Genomic DNA, 15,557 nt, shown 5'->3' on the forward strand with positions numbered 1-15,557 from the left:
ATGGACACTATTTGCTCGCCAGTTTTCGCAGCGGCTCCCTGCGTCGGCATGTGGTGCATGAAGTGCATCATTGCCTGCGCATGGCGGGCCCGGGTTATGGCTGGACGCTGGGAGAGGCCATGGTCAGCGAAGGGCTGGCCGGGCAGTTTGTGCGGCGGGTGCTGGGCAGTGAGCCGGAGCTGTGGGAGAGGGCGCTTGCACCCGAGGAGCTGCTGAGTTCGCCGGTAGAGCTCCAGCTTCTGCAGGCCACGTATTACGACCACAGCGAATGGTTCTTCGGCACCGGGACGCGGCCGAGGTGGCTGGGGTACACGTTGGGTTATCAGATGGTGGACGCCTGGTTGGCGAAGCAGGGCGAGGTGGACGCCGCCACGTGGGTAAACGTGCCTGCGCAAGACATACTCGCCAACGCGACCCAGGAAGGGCTCGTAACCCGACCGTGAAACACAACACCATCAAGCAGCACTGATCCCCTGTGGGAGCTGTCGAGCTTCAGCGAGGCTGCGATGGCGGCGGCACATTCAATAGAAGTGTCGCCTGACCCACCGCTATCGCAGCCTCGCTAAAGCTCGACAGCTCCTACATGAGATGTTCAGCGAACTCCCAAACCCCGCCCACGCTGACATCAAACCGTCATCTCCCCATCGCCTGACTGCCACATTCCCCCGTTACTGTCCTCGCCAATGAGATCGATCTCAAGCGAGTGACAATGACTGATTTGAAAGACGTAGCCCGGTTGGCCGGCGTATCCCGCGCCACCGCCGCCCGGACCTTTGCTTCCCCCGAGCAGGTACGCCCGGCCACCCGCGAGCAGGTCTTCGCCGCCGCCCGTGAGCTGGGCTTTCGGCCCAACCTGCTGGGCCGCCAACTGCGGCTGCAAACCACCAACCTGATCGGCGTGGTGGTGCCCAACCTGCTTAACCCGGTGTTCGCCGAGCAGTTCCAGGCCATGGAGCGCGCGGCACGCCTGCGTGGCTATAACCTGTTGCTGGCGACCACCGACTACAGCGCCGAGCGCGAAAGCAGCGTGGTGGAAGAGCTGCTGCGCCAGCGCGTTGACGGCCTGGTGCTGACCGTCACCGACGCCGAAAGCAACAGCGTGCTCCACAGCCTGGCCACGGAAGAAACGCCGTTCGTGCTGGCCTACCACCAACCCGACAACCCCAACTACAGCGCCGTCTCGGTGGACAACCGCGCCGGCATGGCCCTCGCTACCCGTTATCTGCTGGAAGCGGGCCATCGCCGCATCGCCATGGTCGCCGGCCCTGCGTTGCAGTCCGACCGGGCGCGCCTGCGTTATGCCGGGTATTGCGATGCCATGGGCGAGTACGGCCTCGATAGCCAACCGGTGATCGAAATGCCGGCCCATACCCAAGCCGAGTTCGCTGCCGTCGAGCCCTTTTTGCAAGGCCCGCAGGCACCCACGGCGCTGGTCTGCTCCAACGATTTTCTCGCCATCAGCTTGATCGCCGAACTGCGCCGCCACGCCTGGAATGTGCCTGAGCAACTTTCGGTGATGGGGTTTGACGGCATTTCCCTGGGCACCCAGATGCACCCGACGTTGTGCAGCGTGGTGCAGCCCATCGCGCTGCTGGCCAGCACCGTGATCGACCAACTGCTGGCGCAGATCGCCGGCAACGCCCCGGTTTCCCATTGCCTGCCGTGCCATATCCGGCCGGGCGAAAGCACCCAACCCCATAAAGGAGACGCTTGATGAGCATGCTCAGTAAAACCCTGGCGGCATTGCTGCTGTGCGGCGCGGCCAGCCTGGCCCAGGCCGCCGACACTGCGATTTGCTACAACTGCCCGCCAGACTGGGCGGACTGGGGCACGCAACTCAAGGCCATCGCCGCGAGCACTGGCGTGCAGGTGCCGCTGGACAACAAGAACTCCGGCCAGTCCCTGGCGCAGTTGGTGGCCGAGAAAGCCGCGCCGGTGGCCGATGTCGTCTACTACGGCGTGACGTTCGGCCTGCAAGCGCAGAAGGCTGCGGTGGTGGAGGGCTATAAACCCAAAGGCTGGGAACAGATTCCCGCCGGCCTGAAAGACCCTGACGGCCAGTGGTTCGCGATTCACTCCGGCACCCTGGGCATCATGGTCAACGTCGACGCCCTGGGTGGCCTGCCGGTGCCGCAAAGCTGGGCCGACCTGCTCAAGCCTGAGTACAAAGGCATGGTCGGCTACCTCGACCCTTCCAGCGCCTTCGTCGGCTACGTCTCTGCGGTGGCGATCAACCGCGCCATGGGCGGCGACCTCGACAACTTCGCCCCGGCCATCGACTACTTCCAGAAGCTGTCGAAAAACGCCCCCATCGTGCCCAAGCAAACCGCCTACGCACGGGTGCTTTCCGGCGAGTTGCCGATCCTGGTGGACTACGACTTCAACGCCTACCGCGCCCGCTACAAGGACAACGCCAACGTGGCCTTCGTGATTCCCAGGGAAGGCAGCATCAGCGTGCCGTACGTGATGAGCCTGGTGGCGAACGCGCCGCATCGTGCCAATGGTGAAAAGGTCCTGGATTTCGTGCTGTCCGATCAAGGCCAGGCACTCTGGGCCAAGGCCTACCTGCGCCCGGTGCGGCCGGTGAAGATGCCGGCGGACGTCGCCGCGCAGTTTCTGCCGGACAGCGACTATGCCCGGGCCGGCGTGGTGGATTACCAGAAAATGGCCGCCGTGCAGGAAGCCTTCGCCGCGCGCTACCTGAGTGAGGTCAAGTAAGTGAAGGCACTTTTGCGGCCAAATCCCGCCTGGGCGCTGGCCCCGGCGTTTGCGGTGCTGCTCGCCTTCTGGCTGTTGCCGTTGGCGCACCTGCTGGTGCTGGGTGGCGAAAGCCGCGACAGCCACGGCAGCGGTTACTGGCAGGTCCTGAGCAGCGCGCAATACCTGGGCAGCCTGGCGCAAACCTGCGTGCTCGCGGTGCTGGTGACGTTGGCGGCGCTGCTGGTGGGCGGCATCGCCGGTGTGTTTCTCGCCCGCCAGCAATTCTTCGGGCGTTCGGCGCTGGTGGCGCTGCTGACGTTTCCCCTGGCGTTCCCCGGTGTGGTGGTGGGCTTCCTGGTGATCCTGCTGGCGGGCCGCCAAGGCTTGTTTGCCGCACTCGGGCTTCAGTTGGCCGGCGAGCGCTGGATCTTTGCCTATTCCCTGGCGGGGCTGTTTGTCGGCTACCTGTACTTCTCGATTCCACGGGTGATCCTCACGGTGATGGCGGCGTGTGAAAGCCTCGACCGCAGCCTGGAGGAAGCCGCCCATTCACTGGGTGCCGGGCATTGGCGGGTGGTGTGCGATGTGATCGTGCCGGGCCTGGCGCCGGCGTTGGCCTCGTGCGGGGCGATCTGTTTTGCCACGTCCATGGGCGCCTTCGGCACCGCGTTCACCCTGGGCACGCGGCTGAACGTGACGCCCGTCGCCATCTATAACGTGTTCACCAACTACGCCAATTTTGCCGTGGCGGCCGCGCTCTCGGTGGTGCTCGGTGCGGTGACCTGGGCCGTGCTGTTGCTCACGCGGCGCCTGGTGAAAAACGCGGGGACGGTCCTGTGAAGCGCTCATCGCTGTTTGTCATCCAACTGTTGTTTACCTTGCTGGTCTGCGCCTTCATGTTGGTGCCGGTATTGATGTCATTGCTGGCGGGGCTGACGCGCAATTTCTTCGTCGGCCTGTCCAGCGGCCTGACCTTCGACTGGTTGATCCAGGTGTGGCAGGCCTACTCGCCGACGGTCTGGCTCTCGCTGCAATTGGCCCTGGCCTGCGCGGTGTGCGTCTGCGTGATCGGCGTGCCGGCGGCATACGCCCTGGTGCGCATGAACAACCGCTTCAGCCGCGCCTTCGAGGAATTGATGGTGCTGCCGGTGGCCATGCCCGGCCTGGCCAGTGCCCTGGCGTTGTTGCTGACCTACGGCCAGTTCGGCGGGTTCCGCAGCAGTTGGCTGTTCATCCTGGTGGGGCATGTGTTGTTCACCTTGCCGTTCCTGGTGCGCCCGGTGATGGCGGTGATGCAACGCCAGCAACTGCCGGTGCTGGAAGAGGCGGCGGCCAGTCTGGGTGCGGGGCCGATCAAGCGCTTTTTCAGCGTGGTGGTGCCCAACTGCCGGGCCGGGATCCTCGCGGGCGTGCTGATGGTCGTCACCTTGAGCCTGGGTGAGTTCAACCTGACCTGGATGCTCCACACGCCGATGACCAAGACCTTGCCTGTGGGCCTCGCCGACAGCTACGCCTCGGCGCGCCTGGAAATCGCCAGCGCCTACACCCTTATCTTTTTGCTGATGATCGTGCCGCTGCTGATTGCGTTGCAGGCCATCAGCGCTCGTCTGTCCCGTGGAGAGCGTCGATGACCGCTATCACCATTCGCCTGAAGGGTTGCCGCAAGGCATTCGCCGACGGCACCGTTGCCGTGCAGAACCTCGACCTGACCATCGAGGGCGGCGAAACCCTGGCCATTCTCGGCCCCTCCGGTTGCGGCAAGACCACCACGTTGCGCTTGATCGCCGGCCTTGAACGTCCCGATGTGGGCCAGGTTTTTTTCGGTGACAGCGACGTCACCCGCCTGCCCATCGAGCGGCGTGACGTGGGCATGGTGTTCCAGAACTACGCGTTGTTTCCCAACCTGGATGTGGCCGGCAACATCGTTTATGGCTTGAAGATTCGAGGCATCGCGCCGGCGGAGCGCAACAAGCGCTGTGACGAACTGCTGGAGCTGGTGGGCCTGCAGCATCACGGCAAGCGCAGCATCCATGAACTGTCCGGCGGCCAGCGCCAGCGTGTGGCACTGGCGCGCGCGTTGGCGCCTCGCCCCAAAGTGCTGTTGCTGGACGAACCGCTGGCCGCCCTCGACGCACAGTTGCGTGAGCGCCTGCGCAGCGAGCTGGATCAGCTGTTGCGCGGCCTGGGCATCACCTCGGTGTTCGTCACCCACGATCAGGGTGAAGCCATGGCCCTGGGGGATCGTATCCTGGTGATGGAGCAGGGGCGTATCGCGCAACTGGCCAGCCCGCGGGAGATCTACCAGCAGCCGGCCAATGCGTTTGTCGCAGGCTTCGTGGGCAACCTGAATGCCTTTTCGGTGATCGACCGCACCGCCCATGGCCTGACGGTGTGCGGCGGCGAACTGCCGTGGCACGAACCCGATCTGCCGGCCACCGTGTACTGCCGCCCCGAACACCTGCGGGTGATGGAGAGCGAAGGGCACCTGCACGGGCACCTGCTGGCGCAGTTTTTCCAGGGCGCGCAAAGCCGTCTGCTGGTGGATGTCGGGGGCCCGCAGCCGCTGCTGGTGGATAGCAGCGACAACCAGCTTCATGCCGTCGGCGCGCCGATTGTCCTGGCCATCGCCCCACACAAGCTGTTCACCCTGCATGCCTGAATTCAGAGAACCTATTTTGAACCGTCCGTTTCTTGTTGCGCAGATCAGCGATCTGCACCTTAAAGCCGGCCAGCGCCTGACCTACGGCGTGGTCGACACCCTTGGTGCATTGCGCCGCGCGGTCGACCATTTGAATGCCAGCTATCCACGACCGGATATCGTGGTGATCAGCGGCGACCTGGTGGACTTCGGTCGCGCCGATGAATACGCCGTGCTGTACCCCGAACTGGCCCGCTTGCAGATGCCTTGCTATCTGGTGCCGGGCAATCACGACCATCGCCGGCATTTGCTGGATGCCTTCAGCGATCACGCTTACTTGCCCCATGGCACCGAGGGGCCGCTGGACTGGGTGGTGGATGACTACCCGGTGCGTTTGATCGGCCTGGACTCGACGATTTCCGACGCCCATGGCGGCCAGTTACTCGACAGCCAGTTGCAGTGGCTTGACGAGCAACTGGCGCTGCGCCCGAACGTGCCGACCCTGCTGATCCTGCATCACCCGCCGTTTATCAGCGGCATCGGCCATATGGATCGCGAGCCGTTCCGTAACGCCGCCGCGCTGGAAAAGATTATCGCCCGTCACCCCCAAGTGGAGCGCCTGTTGTGCGGGCATCTGCACCGGCCGATGCAGCGACGTTTCGGCGGCAGTGTGAGCTGTGTATGCCCGGGCACGTCCCATCAAATCGTGCTGGATTTGCAGGAGGCCGCACCGGCGCATTTCAACCTGGAGCCGGCGGGTTATCTCTTGCATCGCTGGGATGAACAGCAAGGGCTGGTGAGCCACAACGGCGTGTTCGGGGACTACCCGGGGCCGTATCCGTTTTATGACGCGGATGGGCTGATTGACTGAAGTCTGTTAACGCTTCTGCGCACTTAATGGTTTGGCATGAAGTGCCATTGGCATCAGACGGCGTGGTCACTGATCATGCAGTGGTTTGGGCAGCAGGCGCGGCATGCTAACGTCACCGCTTAACTTTCCAGCGTCAGCCCACCCATGAAAATGCCCGATATCGACGCCATCCAGGCGTTCGTCCTGGTCGCCGAACTCCAGAGCTTCACCCGCGCCGCCGATGCTATCGGCGGCACTCAGGCGGCCATCAGCCTGAAGATAAAACGCCTCGAAGAAAACCTCGGCCGCAAGCTGCTGGAGCGTACGCCGCGGCGAGTCACGCTGTCGGCCCACGGCCAGATGTTCCTGGCCAGCGCCCGACGTTTGCTCGACAACTACCAGGATGCAATGAACTGCTTTGGCCCGCAGAAGCGCACCTTGCGCGTTGGCGTCAGCCATCACATTGTCGGCGCCGATCTCAGCCTGTGGCTGCGACGGTTGGCCACCACCGACCCGGACGTCATCGTCGCGTTCAGCCTCGGCACCTCGCGGGACATGCTGATGAACTACGAGCAGGGCAAGCTGGATGTGGCGATGATCCTGCGCCATGACAACCGTCGCCAGGACGGCGAAGTGGTGGGCGTTGAACGCTTCGGCTGGATGGCTTCACGCGACTTCGAGTTGCGCCAGGGCGGGGCGTTGCCCCTGGCCATCCAGCCGGAGCCTTGCGGCATGCGCAGCATGGTGATGGCGGCGCTGGCCCAGCAGAACCGTGCCTGGGAAGAGGCGTTTGTGGGCAGCGGCATCCTGGCGATCGGCGCGGCGGTGGTGGCGGGGATTGGCATTGGTGCGATGGTGGGGCGGATGGCGCCGAGTGGCTGCGTCGACGTGGAGCAGCGCTTCGACCTGCCGCCGCTGCCCAGTCGCGAAGTGGTGCTGTACACCGCGCAGCGGGACGCTCAGGCGCACGCGCTGATCCGTACCTTGAGCGCCGACATTCCGGCCGACTGACCTAGAAAATCAGGCGCCCGGCCCAGGCCATCAACAGGGCCAGGCTACCGATGCCGAGGATGGCCACGCCCAACGCGGCGAAGTGAACGAGCAGGGTGGTAACAGGCGCAGGCTGATGAGGTTCCATGTGAGGGCTTCCTTGGAGGTTCGGGAAGCAAAAGTATGGGGAGCGTGCGGTAGGTGAAACAGACGCTGCCGGCTATTTCAGTGATAAGCAAAACAGGCGTGATGTAGAGCGAAGCAAAGGCATACGCGGTCTACTGTGGGAGCTGGCTTGCCTGCGATAGCACTCTGTCAGTTGATAGAAGTGCAGTTGACCCACCGCAATCGCAGGCAAGCCAGCTCCCACACTTGATTGCGCTGGCATCATGAATAGAACTTGTGATCATCTGGAATAGAATGAGTTTGTCTCACTATCGTTCGATCCCGACAATAGCTCCCATACACACACACATTGGAGCTTTATGTCATGGCTGTTGCCCATTCCCTTGGATTCCCGCGCATTGGTCGCGATCGTGAACTGAAAAAAGCGCAGGAAGCGTTTTGGAAGGGCGAACTCGACGAAGCCGGCCTGCGCGCCGTAGGCCGCGAACTGCGCAAGACCCACTGGGACCTGCAAAAGAACGCCGGCATCGAGCTGCTGCCCGCCGGTGATTTTGCCTGGTACGACCAGGTGCTGACTCACTCGCTGATGTTCGGTGTGATCCCTGAACGTTTCCGCCCGGCCGACGGCAAAGCCACCCTGCACACGCTGTTCGGCATGGCCCGTGGCGTCAGCGACAACTGCTGCGGCGGTGCCCACGCCCAGGAAATGACCAAGTGGTTCGATACCAACTACCACTACCTGGTGCCTGAATTCAGCGCCGACCAGCAATTCCACCTGGGTTGGGATCAGTTGTTCGAAGAGGTCAAGGAAGCCCGCGACCTCGGCCACACCGTCAAGCCGGTGGTCATCGGCCCGCTGACGTACCTGTGGCTGGGCAAGGCCAAGGGTGGCGAATTTGACAAGCTCGACCTGCTGGACCGCCTGCTGCCGCTGTACGGTCAGATCTTCCAGCGCCTGGCGGACCTGGGCGTGGAGTGGGTGCAGATCGACGAGCCGATCCTGGTGCTGGACTTGCCGCAGGATTGGAAGAACGCGTTTGAGCGTGCCTACAACCTGATCCAGCGTGACCCGCTGAAGAAGCTGGTGGCCACCTACTTTGGCGGCCTTGAAGAGAATCTTGGCCTGGCTGCCAACCTGCCAGTCGACGGCCTGCACATCGACCTGGTGCGTGCACCGGATCAGTACCCGACCATCCTCGATCGCCTGCCGGCTTATAAGGTGCTGTCCCTGGGCGTGGTCAATGGCCGTAACGTGTGGCGCTGCGACCTGGAAAAGGCCCTGGCTACCTTGCAGCACGCTCATGAGCGCTTGGGTGATCGCCTGTGGGTCGCGCCGTCCAGCTCGTTGCTCCACAGCCCGGTGGACCTGGGCCGTGAAGACAAGCTGGATGCCGAGCTGAAAAGCTGGCTGGCGTTTGCCGTGCAGAAGTGTGAAGAAGTGGCCGTGCTGGCCCAGGCCGTGAATCAACCTGAAGCGCCAAACGTGGTCGCCGCCTTGGCCGAAAGCCGCGCCGTGCAGGCTGCCCGGGCCGCTTCCCCGCGTATCCACAAGCCTGCTGTGCAAGCCCGCGTTGCCGCTATTACCGCCAAGGACAGCCAGCGTCACTCGCTGTTTGCCCAGCGTATCGAGAAACAACGGGCCGGCCTGAACCTGCCGCTGTTCCCGACCACCACCATCGGTTCGTTCCCGCAAACCGCCTCGATCCGCCTGGCACGCCAGTCGTTCAAGGCCGGCAAGCTGAGCGAAGCCGAATACGTCGAAGCCATGCACAGCGAGATTCGCCACGCGGTAGAGGTGCAGGAAAACCTTGGCCTGGATGTGCTGGTACACGGTGAGGCCGAGCGCAACGACATGGTCGAATACTTCGCCGAGCAACTCGACGGCTACGTGTTCACCCGCTTCGGCTGGGTACAGAGCTACGGTTCGCGCTGCGTGAAACCGGCGGTGATTTTTGGTGACCTGAGCCGCCCGAAAGCCATGACCGTGGAGTGGATCCGCTACGCTCAAGGCCTGACCAACAAGGTGATGAAAGGCATGCTGACGGGCCCGGTGACCATGCTGATGTGGTCGTTCCCCCGTGAAGACGTGAGCCGCGAAGAGCAGGCCCGGCAACTGGCCCTGGCGATTCGTGACGAAGTGGTGGACCTGGAAGCCGCCGGGATCAAGATCGTGCAGATCGACGAAGCCGCCTTCCGTGAAGGCTTGCCGTTGCGCCAGGCGCAGTGGAAGGAGTACCTGGACTGGGCCACCGAAGTCTTCCGCCTGTGCGCCTCCGGCGTGCGTGACGAAACCCAGATCCATACCCACATGTGCTACAGCGAGTTCAACGACGTGATCGAGTCCATCGCGGCCATGGATGCTGACGTGATCACCATCGAAACCTCGCGCTCGGACATGGAATTGCTGGAGGCGTTCGAAGCCTTCGCTTACCCGAACGACATTGGCCCTGGTGTGTACGACATCCACTCGCCACGGGTACCGGATGCGTCGGAAATGGCCAACCTGCTGCGCAAGGCGGCCAAGCGCATCCCGGCTGAGCGGCTGTGGGTGAACCCGGATTGCGGCTTGAAAACCCGCGGCTGGCCGGAGACGGAAGCGGCGCTGATTCACATGGTGACGGCGGCGCGTCAACTGCGGGCTGAACTGGCGTAATCCAAGCGCCCGGGGATAACACGCCGGGCGAAGCTCAAAAATGTAGGAGCTGGCTTGCCTGCGATGGCGGCGGCCCAGCTTGCATCGTTGGCGACTGATACACCGCCATCGCAGGCAAGCCAGCTCCCACAGGAATCTTCAGCGCTGAAAAAACTGTGAAATTGCCAGCACCCTCGATGCAGATTAGAATGCGATCAATTCTTAATTACGCTTGAGCCTCACCGCTCCGGCGCGCCCCGGTGATCGGCATGTCGTCTCCCCTCAATCTGCATATCCAGGACCTGTACTGCGAACACCATGGATGGTTGCACCGTTGGCTGGACCGCAAGCTGGGCAACGCCAGCGATGCGGCCGACCTGGCCCACGACACCTTCATGCGCCTGCTCACCCGACAAACCACCAGCCACCTGGGCGCCGAGCCACGAGCGTTGCTCACCCATATCGCCAAGGGCCTTATGATCGACAGCTGGCGCCGCCAGGAGGTGGAGCGCGCCTACCTGGAAACCATCGCCCATCTGCCCGAGCAGCACGTACCCTCGCCGGAAACCCGCTGGCTGATTCTCGAAGCGCTGTACCGCATTGAAGCGATGCTGCGGGACCTGCCGGAGAAGACCCGCCAGGCATTCCTGATGTCGCAGATCGACGGCCTGACGTATCAGCAGATCGCCGATGCCCTGGGCGTGTCGCTGGTTTCGGTCAAACGCTACATGCGCGATGCCTTCCTGGCCTGCCTGAGCGTGGCATGAGCCAGCCGATTGATCCGCTGATCCTCGGGGAAGCCGCCGACTGGATGGTGCAGTTGCAATCCGGCAGTGCCACCGATGAAGACCGTCGCGCCATCGCCCAGTGGCAGGGCCGCAGTGTCCAGCACGCCCAGGCCTGGCAACGGGCGCAGGCGATTCTCGGGGACTTCAGCACGGTGCCGGCGGCGATTGCCGGCGATACCCTCAAGCGCATCGGCCGCAAGAAACCCCTCGGCCGACGCCAGGCCCTCGGGCTGTTGCTGGCGGCGGGCCCGGCGACCTGGCTGGCGTATCGGCAATTGCCGTGGCAGCAATGGACGGCCGACCAGCACACCGCCATTGGCGAACAAAAGAACCTTACTTTGCCCGACGGCACGCGTGTGCTGATCAACACCGGCAGCTCGCTGAATATCGCGTTCTCCGATCAGGTACGGCGCATTGAGCTGCTCAAGGGCGAAGTGCTGATCACCACCGCCAAGGATGCGGCCCATCGTGCTTTTATCGTCCAGACCCGCCACGGTACCGCCCGGGCCCTGGGCACGCGTTTCAGCGTGCGGGTAGGTGAGCAGGCATGCCGAGTGGCCGTGACCGAAGGCGCGGTGGAGTTGCTGCCGGAGCATGCGACCCAAGGCGTGATCGTCAAGGCGGGCGAGCAGGGCGCCTTCGGTGCGGACCGTGTGGCCGCCGTGGAACCGCTGGATGTCAGCGCCCTGACCTGGGAGAACGGCATGCTGCTGGCCCAGCACATGCGCCTGGCGGACCTGCTGGATGAGTTGGGGCGTTATCGCGCCGGTGTGTTGCGCTGCCACGACTCGGTGGCCAGCCTCACCGTGTCGGGCGCGTTTTCCCTGCGCGATACCGACGCCAGCCTGCACCTGTTGCAGGAAACCCTGCCGGTCAAGGTCAGCAGCCTCACCGGGTATTGGGTGACGGTGGAACCTCGCTGAAATTTTTCAAGGTTCGCTGATACCTTTTTCGTGGTCGTTCGGTGTAGGGGAGAACCCTCAACATTGCTCCGCGCCGACAGGAATGCCCATGACCGCCAGACCGTTCCCGTACTGCCCCCGCCCCTTGAAGGCATTGAGCCTGGCAGTCGCCATCGCAGCCCTCGCGCCACTGCAAAACGCCCAGGCCGAAGAGGCAGCGCAAAGCACTGCGGCGCGCAGCTATAACATTGCGCCGGGGCCGCTGGGGAATGTGCTGGCGCAGTTTGCGGCGTTGTCCGGGGTGCCGTTGTCGTTCGATTCCACCTTGCTCAACGATCAACAAAGCCCTGGGTTGCAAGGCAGCTATAGCGCGCAATCCGGCTTCGCCCAGTTGCTGCAGGGCAGCGGATACACCCTGCAAGGCACCGGCACCCATGGCTACACCGTGGTGCCCCAGGCCAGTGGCGACGCGTTGGAGTTGGGCGCCACCACCATCAGCGGCGAGGCGAGCGGGGCGCAGGCGGACACCTATGCCGGCGGCCAGGTGGCGCGGTCGGCGCGCCTTGGCGTGCTGGGCAACCGGTCCATCAACGACGTGCCATTCAGCGTGGTCAGCTACACCTCGAAAACCATCGCCGACCAACAGGCGCGGACCGTGGGCGATGTGTTGCTCAACGACGCGTCGGTGCGCCAATCGTCCGGGTTCGGCAACTTTTCCCAGGTGTTCACCATTCGCGGCTTGCCCCTGAGCACCGACGACATCGCATTCAACGGCCTGTACGGCGTGCTGCCCCGACAGATCATCACCACCGAAGCCCTGGAGCGGGTGGAACTGTTCAAGGGCCCCAATGCGTTCGTCAACGGCGTGTCGCCCTCGGGCAGCGGGATTGGCGGCAGTGTCAACCTGGTGCCCAAGCGCGCAGAAGACACGCCCACCCGCAGCGTCACCCTCGACTACGCCAGCGACAGCCAGACCGGCGGCCACATCGACCTCGGCCAACGCTTTGGTGAAGACAACCGCTTCGGCGCCCGGGTCAACCTGGCACGGCACGGTGGCGAAACTGCGGTGGATGACGAAAACAAAAGTTCGCAGTTGATTGCCGTGGCCCTGGATTATCGCGGCGATCGGTTGCGGGTCTCCACCGATTTTGGCTACCAGAAAGAGCGCATCAATAACGGCCGCTCGGTGGTTTACCTCACCGGCACCAAAGTGCCCAGGCCGCCATCGGCCAAGGACAACTACGCCCAGGACTGGAGCTGGTCGCAGCTGGAAGACACCTACGGCATGGTCAACGCCGAATATGACTTGAACGATAACTGGACGGCCTACGCCGCAGGCGGCGCCAAGCACACCCGGGAGAACGGTCAGTATTCGTCGCTGTATGTCGGCAACGATGGCAGCGCCAAGGTGGGCTTCCTGTATTCGCCCCACGACGAAGACAACAAAAGCGCAATGGCCGGCCTGAACGGGCACTTCGCGACGGGGCCGGTGACCCATCAGATGAACTTCGGGTTGTCGGGGATCTGGGGCGAGCAGCGTTCGTCTTATGAAGCGATCCTGCAGGCCAACCGCCAACCCGGCAACCTGTACAACCCTACGCAAACACCGCGGCCGACCAACACCTATTTCGGCAGTGATATCCACGACCCGCGGGTTGTCGGCAAGAACCGGATCAAGAGTGCGGCGGTGTCCGACACCCTGGGCTTCATTGATGACCGGGTGCTGTTGACGCTGGGGGTACGGCGCCAGACCATCGAGGTGGACAGCTGGAACACCGCCACCGGTGTGCGGGGCACGCCGTACTCGGAGTCCATCACCACGCCGGTCTATGGCCTGGTGATCAAGCCGTGGGAGCACGTGTCGCTCTACGCCAACCGCATCGAAGGCCTGGCCCAGGGCCCGACGGCGCCGCTCACTAACGTCACCAACCCGGGCGAAGTCTTCCCGCCCAAGCGCAGCAAGCAGACGGAAGCCGGGGTCAAGCTGGACTGGGAAAACTATGGCGCCACCCTGGGCGTTTACCGCATCGAACAGCCGAACAACGCCACTACGCGCTTCCCGGGCCAGAGCCAGGACACCTTCACCGTCGACGGCGAACAGATCAACAAAGGCGTAGAACTCAATGTGTTCGGCGAGCCCCTCGACGGCCTGCGCCTGCTGGCTGGCGCCACCTGGATGGACACCGAACAGAAGAGCACCTCCAACGGCGCCACCGACGGCAACCGCGCCGCCGGAGTGCCGCGCTTCCAGTACAACGTCGGTGCGGATTGGGATGTGCCAGGCATTCAAGGCGCGGCGGTCAGCGCACGGATGCTGCGCACTGGTGGTGAATACGTCAACGCTGCCAACAGCCTGAGCATCCCGGCCTGGACCCGTGTCGACCTGGGGGCGCGGTATGGCTTCAAGGCAGACGACAAGTACATCACCTTGCGCGCCAATGTGGAGAACGTGGCGAACAAGGCGTATTGGTCGTCGGCCTCGACCGCCAATAACTACCTGACCCAGGGTGAGCCACGGACGGTGAAGTTATCGGCGACGGTGGATTTCTAAGCTGCCAAAATCTATGAAGACCCTGTGGCCAGGGAGCTTGTTATGGCCAGGAAGCTTGCTGTGGCGAGGGAGCTTGCTGTGGCGAGGGAGCTTGCTGTGGCGAGGGAGCTTGCTCCCGCTGGGCTGCGAAGCAGCCCCCAAAAGGCCCCGGCGTTCTTTCAGGTAGATCGCAATTACCTTGTTGGGGCCGCTTCGCGACCCAGCGGGAGCAAGCTCCCTCGCCACAACAACAGCGCCAAAACGTCAACCCGCCTTCACTTCAATCCGGTCAAACCCCTTGAGGCGATACAGCATCACCGATATCGCCCAACTGGCCACGAAGATCCCGATGATCATGTAGCCCAACACCCCGAAACTGTCGTTCAACGCGCCGATAAAGCCCCAGAACGACCCCTTCAGATCCAACTGGTCACCAATCAACCCCAGCGCTTCAATGCTGCCGATCACCACCGCAACCACCACCGACACCAGGGTGATGGTCATGTTGTAGTAGATCTTGCGGATCGGCTTCATGTACGCCCAGCCATACGCCCCCAGCATCAGATGCCCGTCGAGGGTATCCACCAGTGACATGCCGGCGCTGAACAGCAGCGGGAACACCATGATTGACCACGGCGACAGCCCTTGAGAGGCCTGTGTTGCAGAGATGCCCAGCAGCCCGATCTCGGTGGCCGTGTCAAAGCCCAGCCCGAACAGGAATCCCAACGGGTACATGTGCCAGCTGCGGCTGACCAGGCGAAACACCGGGCGGAACATCCGCGCCATAAAACCCCGGTCCGCCAGCAACAGGTCGAAGTCATCCTCCACATACGCGCCGCCCTGGCGCACATGGCGCCAAGCCTTGTAGATGGCGTGCAGGATCACCAGGTTCATCAAGGCGATCACCAGCAGGAACGTGGCCGAGACCGACGTGCCGATCACCCCGCCAATGGCCTTGAACCCTTCAAACCGTTCCTGCATCGCCGATGCCGCAAACGCGACGCCAATGGACGCCAGCACCACCACCGAAGAATGCCCCAGGGAGAAAAAGAACCCGACCGTCACCGGACGTTTCTTCTGCTGCATCAGCTTGCGGGTGACGTTGTCGATGGCGGCGATATGGTCGGCGTCCACCGCATGCCGCAGCCCGAAACCGTAGGCCAGCAACGCGGTGCCGAGCAGCACCGGATGTTCATGAAACGCCACGAGCGCCCAGATCCAGGCCACCACGTTAATGCCGATCAACACCCCGTAGATGCCAAACAGCTTGGCGCGGACCTGGGGGTTGGAGTCACTGAAAATCTGGGCAAGGCGTAGGATCATCAAATACTACCTTCTAGACAATGGAGCACCGGCTATCCGTCCTGAAACATTCAGACACATCCGCTTGAAGTCTATGAG

The 15,557-nt window shown here is 63.3% G+C and carries 14 protein-coding genes; 12 read left to right on the forward strand and 2 right to left on the reverse strand.

Translation table 11 applies throughout. The features are described from left to right. Positions 1 to 11 precede the first annotated feature (11 nt). From V3W39_RS17915 to V3W39_RS17950, 8 genes are all read left to right on the forward strand, one after another. Positions 12 to 443, forward strand: coding sequence for a DUF2268 domain-containing putative Zn-dependent protease (locus V3W39_RS17915; protein ID WP_330213038.1), 432 nt, complete (start codon positions 12 to 14; stop codon positions 441 to 443). A 266-nt stretch (positions 444 to 709) separates the two neighbouring features. Beyond that, positions 710 to 1,714: a LacI family DNA-binding transcriptional regulator gene (locus V3W39_RS17920; RefSeq protein ID WP_177114531.1), complete on the forward strand. Its 1,005-nt coding sequence runs from the start codon at positions 710 to 712 to the stop codon at positions 1,712 to 1,714. After that, complete coding sequence (locus tag V3W39_RS17925; protein WP_177047619.1) at positions 1,714 to 2,718, forward strand: ABC transporter substrate-binding protein; 1,005 nt, start codon at positions 1,714 to 1,716, stop codon at positions 2,716 to 2,718. Before V3W39_RS17920 ends, V3W39_RS17925 begins: the two co-directional genes overlap by 1 nt. Then, positions 2,719 to 3,540, forward strand: coding sequence for an ABC transporter permease (locus V3W39_RS17930; RefSeq protein WP_177114533.1), 822 nt, complete (start codon positions 2,719 to 2,721; stop codon positions 3,538 to 3,540). Continuing rightward, positions 3,537 to 4,331, forward strand: coding sequence for an ABC transporter permease (locus V3W39_RS17935; RefSeq protein ID WP_177047623.1), 795 nt, complete (start codon positions 3,537 to 3,539; stop codon positions 4,329 to 4,331). The genes V3W39_RS17930 and V3W39_RS17935 overlap by 4 nt, the downstream gene beginning before the upstream one ends. Further along, the gene (locus tag V3W39_RS17940; protein WP_330213039.1) at positions 4,328 to 5,359 is read left to right on the forward strand and encodes an ABC transporter ATP-binding protein; all 1,032 of its coding nucleotides are present in this window, start codon (positions 4,328 to 4,330) and stop codon (positions 5,357 to 5,359) included. The genes V3W39_RS17935 and V3W39_RS17940 overlap by 4 nt, the downstream gene beginning before the upstream one ends. A 16-nt stretch (positions 5,360 to 5,375) precedes the next feature. Then, complete coding sequence (locus V3W39_RS17945) at positions 5,376 to 6,209, forward strand: phosphodiesterase (protein ID WP_330213040.1); 834 nt, start codon at positions 5,376 to 5,378, stop codon at positions 6,207 to 6,209. 144 nt (positions 6,210 to 6,353) lie between these two features. Next, complete coding sequence (locus tag V3W39_RS17950) at positions 6,354 to 7,199, forward strand: LysR family transcriptional regulator (RefSeq protein WP_256348191.1); 846 nt, start codon at positions 6,354 to 6,356, stop codon at positions 7,197 to 7,199. A 1-nt stretch (position 7,200) separates the two neighbouring features. Here the strand turns inward: V3W39_RS17950 and V3W39_RS17955 are convergent, their stop codons facing one another. Then, positions 7,201 to 7,326, reverse strand: coding sequence for a hypothetical protein (locus V3W39_RS17955; RefSeq protein WP_256348192.1), 126 nt, complete (start codon positions 7,324 to 7,326; stop codon positions 7,201 to 7,203). A gap of 342 nt (positions 7,327 to 7,668) precedes the next feature. Between V3W39_RS17955 and metE the strand changes: the two genes are divergently transcribed. The 4 genes from metE to V3W39_RS17975 all read left to right on the forward strand — a co-directional run bounded on the left by metE (position 7,669) and on the right by V3W39_RS17975 (position 14,177). Continuing rightward, complete coding sequence (gene metE, locus V3W39_RS17960; protein ID WP_330213041.1) at positions 7,669 to 9,957, forward strand: 5-methyltetrahydropteroyltriglutamate--homocysteine S-methyltransferase; 2,289 nt, start codon at positions 7,669 to 7,671, stop codon at positions 9,955 to 9,957. Between the two features lie 248 nt (positions 9,958 to 10,205). Next, a complete protein-coding gene (locus V3W39_RS17965; RefSeq protein WP_177131283.1) occupies positions 10,206 to 10,703 on the forward strand; it encodes a sigma-70 family RNA polymerase sigma factor in 498 nt (165 codons plus the stop codon). Continuing rightward, positions 10,700 to 11,647 carry a FecR domain-containing protein gene (locus tag V3W39_RS17970; RefSeq protein WP_330213042.1) on the forward strand — a complete coding sequence of 316 codons (948 nt, stop codon included), beginning with the start codon at positions 10,700 to 10,702 and terminating at the stop codon, positions 11,645 to 11,647. The genes V3W39_RS17965 and V3W39_RS17970 overlap by 4 nt, the downstream gene beginning before the upstream one ends. An 88-nt stretch (positions 11,648 to 11,735) precedes the next feature. Then, complete coding sequence (locus V3W39_RS17975; RefSeq protein WP_330213043.1) at positions 11,736 to 14,177, forward strand: TonB-dependent receptor; 2,442 nt, start codon at positions 11,736 to 11,738, stop codon at positions 14,175 to 14,177. A gap of 243 nt (positions 14,178 to 14,420) precedes the next feature. Here the strand turns inward: V3W39_RS17975 and V3W39_RS17980 are convergent, their stop codons facing one another. Beyond that, the gene (locus V3W39_RS17980) at positions 14,421 to 15,479 is read right to left on the reverse strand and encodes a HoxN/HupN/NixA family nickel/cobalt transporter (RefSeq protein ID WP_330213044.1); all 1,059 of its coding nucleotides are present in this window, start codon (positions 15,477 to 15,479) and stop codon (positions 14,421 to 14,423) included. Positions 15,480 to 15,557: the final 78 nt, after the last annotated feature.

It is taken from the genome of Pseudomonas sp. Z18(2022) (assembly GCF_036346535.1).
Classification (GTDB): domain Bacteria; phylum Pseudomonadota; class Gammaproteobacteria; order Pseudomonadales; family Pseudomonadaceae; genus Aquipseudomonas; species Aquipseudomonas yamanorum_A.

Excerpts from the sequence above, each read along its gene's own strand:
- V3W39_RS17980 (WP_330213044.1), bottom strand. The coding sequence starts at position 15,479 with ATGATCCTACGCCTTGCCCAGATTTTCAGTGACTCCAACCCCCAGGTC.
- V3W39_RS17955 (WP_256348192.1), bottom strand. The coding sequence starts at position 7,326 with ATGGAACCTCATCAGCCTGCGCCTGTTACCACCCTGCTCGTTCACTTC.
- V3W39_RS17940 (WP_330213039.1), top strand. The coding sequence starts at position 4,328 with ATGACCGCTATCACCATTCGCCTGAAGGGTTGCCGCAAGGCATTCGCC.
- V3W39_RS17975 (WP_330213043.1), top strand. The coding sequence starts at position 11,736 with ATGACCGCCAGACCGTTCCCGTACTGCCCCCGCCCCTTGAAGGCATTG.
- V3W39_RS17925 (WP_177047619.1), top strand. The coding sequence starts at position 1,714 with ATGAGCATGCTCAGTAAAACCCTGGCGGCATTGCTGCTGTGCGGCGCG.
- V3W39_RS17965 (WP_177131283.1), top strand. The coding sequence starts at position 10,206 with ATGTCGTCTCCCCTCAATCTGCATATCCAGGACCTGTACTGCGAACAC.
- metE (WP_330213041.1), top strand. The coding sequence starts at position 7,669 with ATGGCTGTTGCCCATTCCCTTGGATTCCCGCGCATTGGTCGCGATCGT.
- V3W39_RS17950 (WP_256348191.1), top strand. The coding sequence starts at position 6,354 with ATGAAAATGCCCGATATCGACGCCATCCAGGCGTTCGTCCTGGTCGCC.
- V3W39_RS17970 (WP_330213042.1), top strand. The coding sequence starts at position 10,700 with ATGAGCCAGCCGATTGATCCGCTGATCCTCGGGGAAGCCGCCGACTGG.
- V3W39_RS17920 (WP_177114531.1), top strand. The coding sequence starts at position 710 with ATGACTGATTTGAAAGACGTAGCCCGGTTGGCCGGCGTATCCCGCGCC.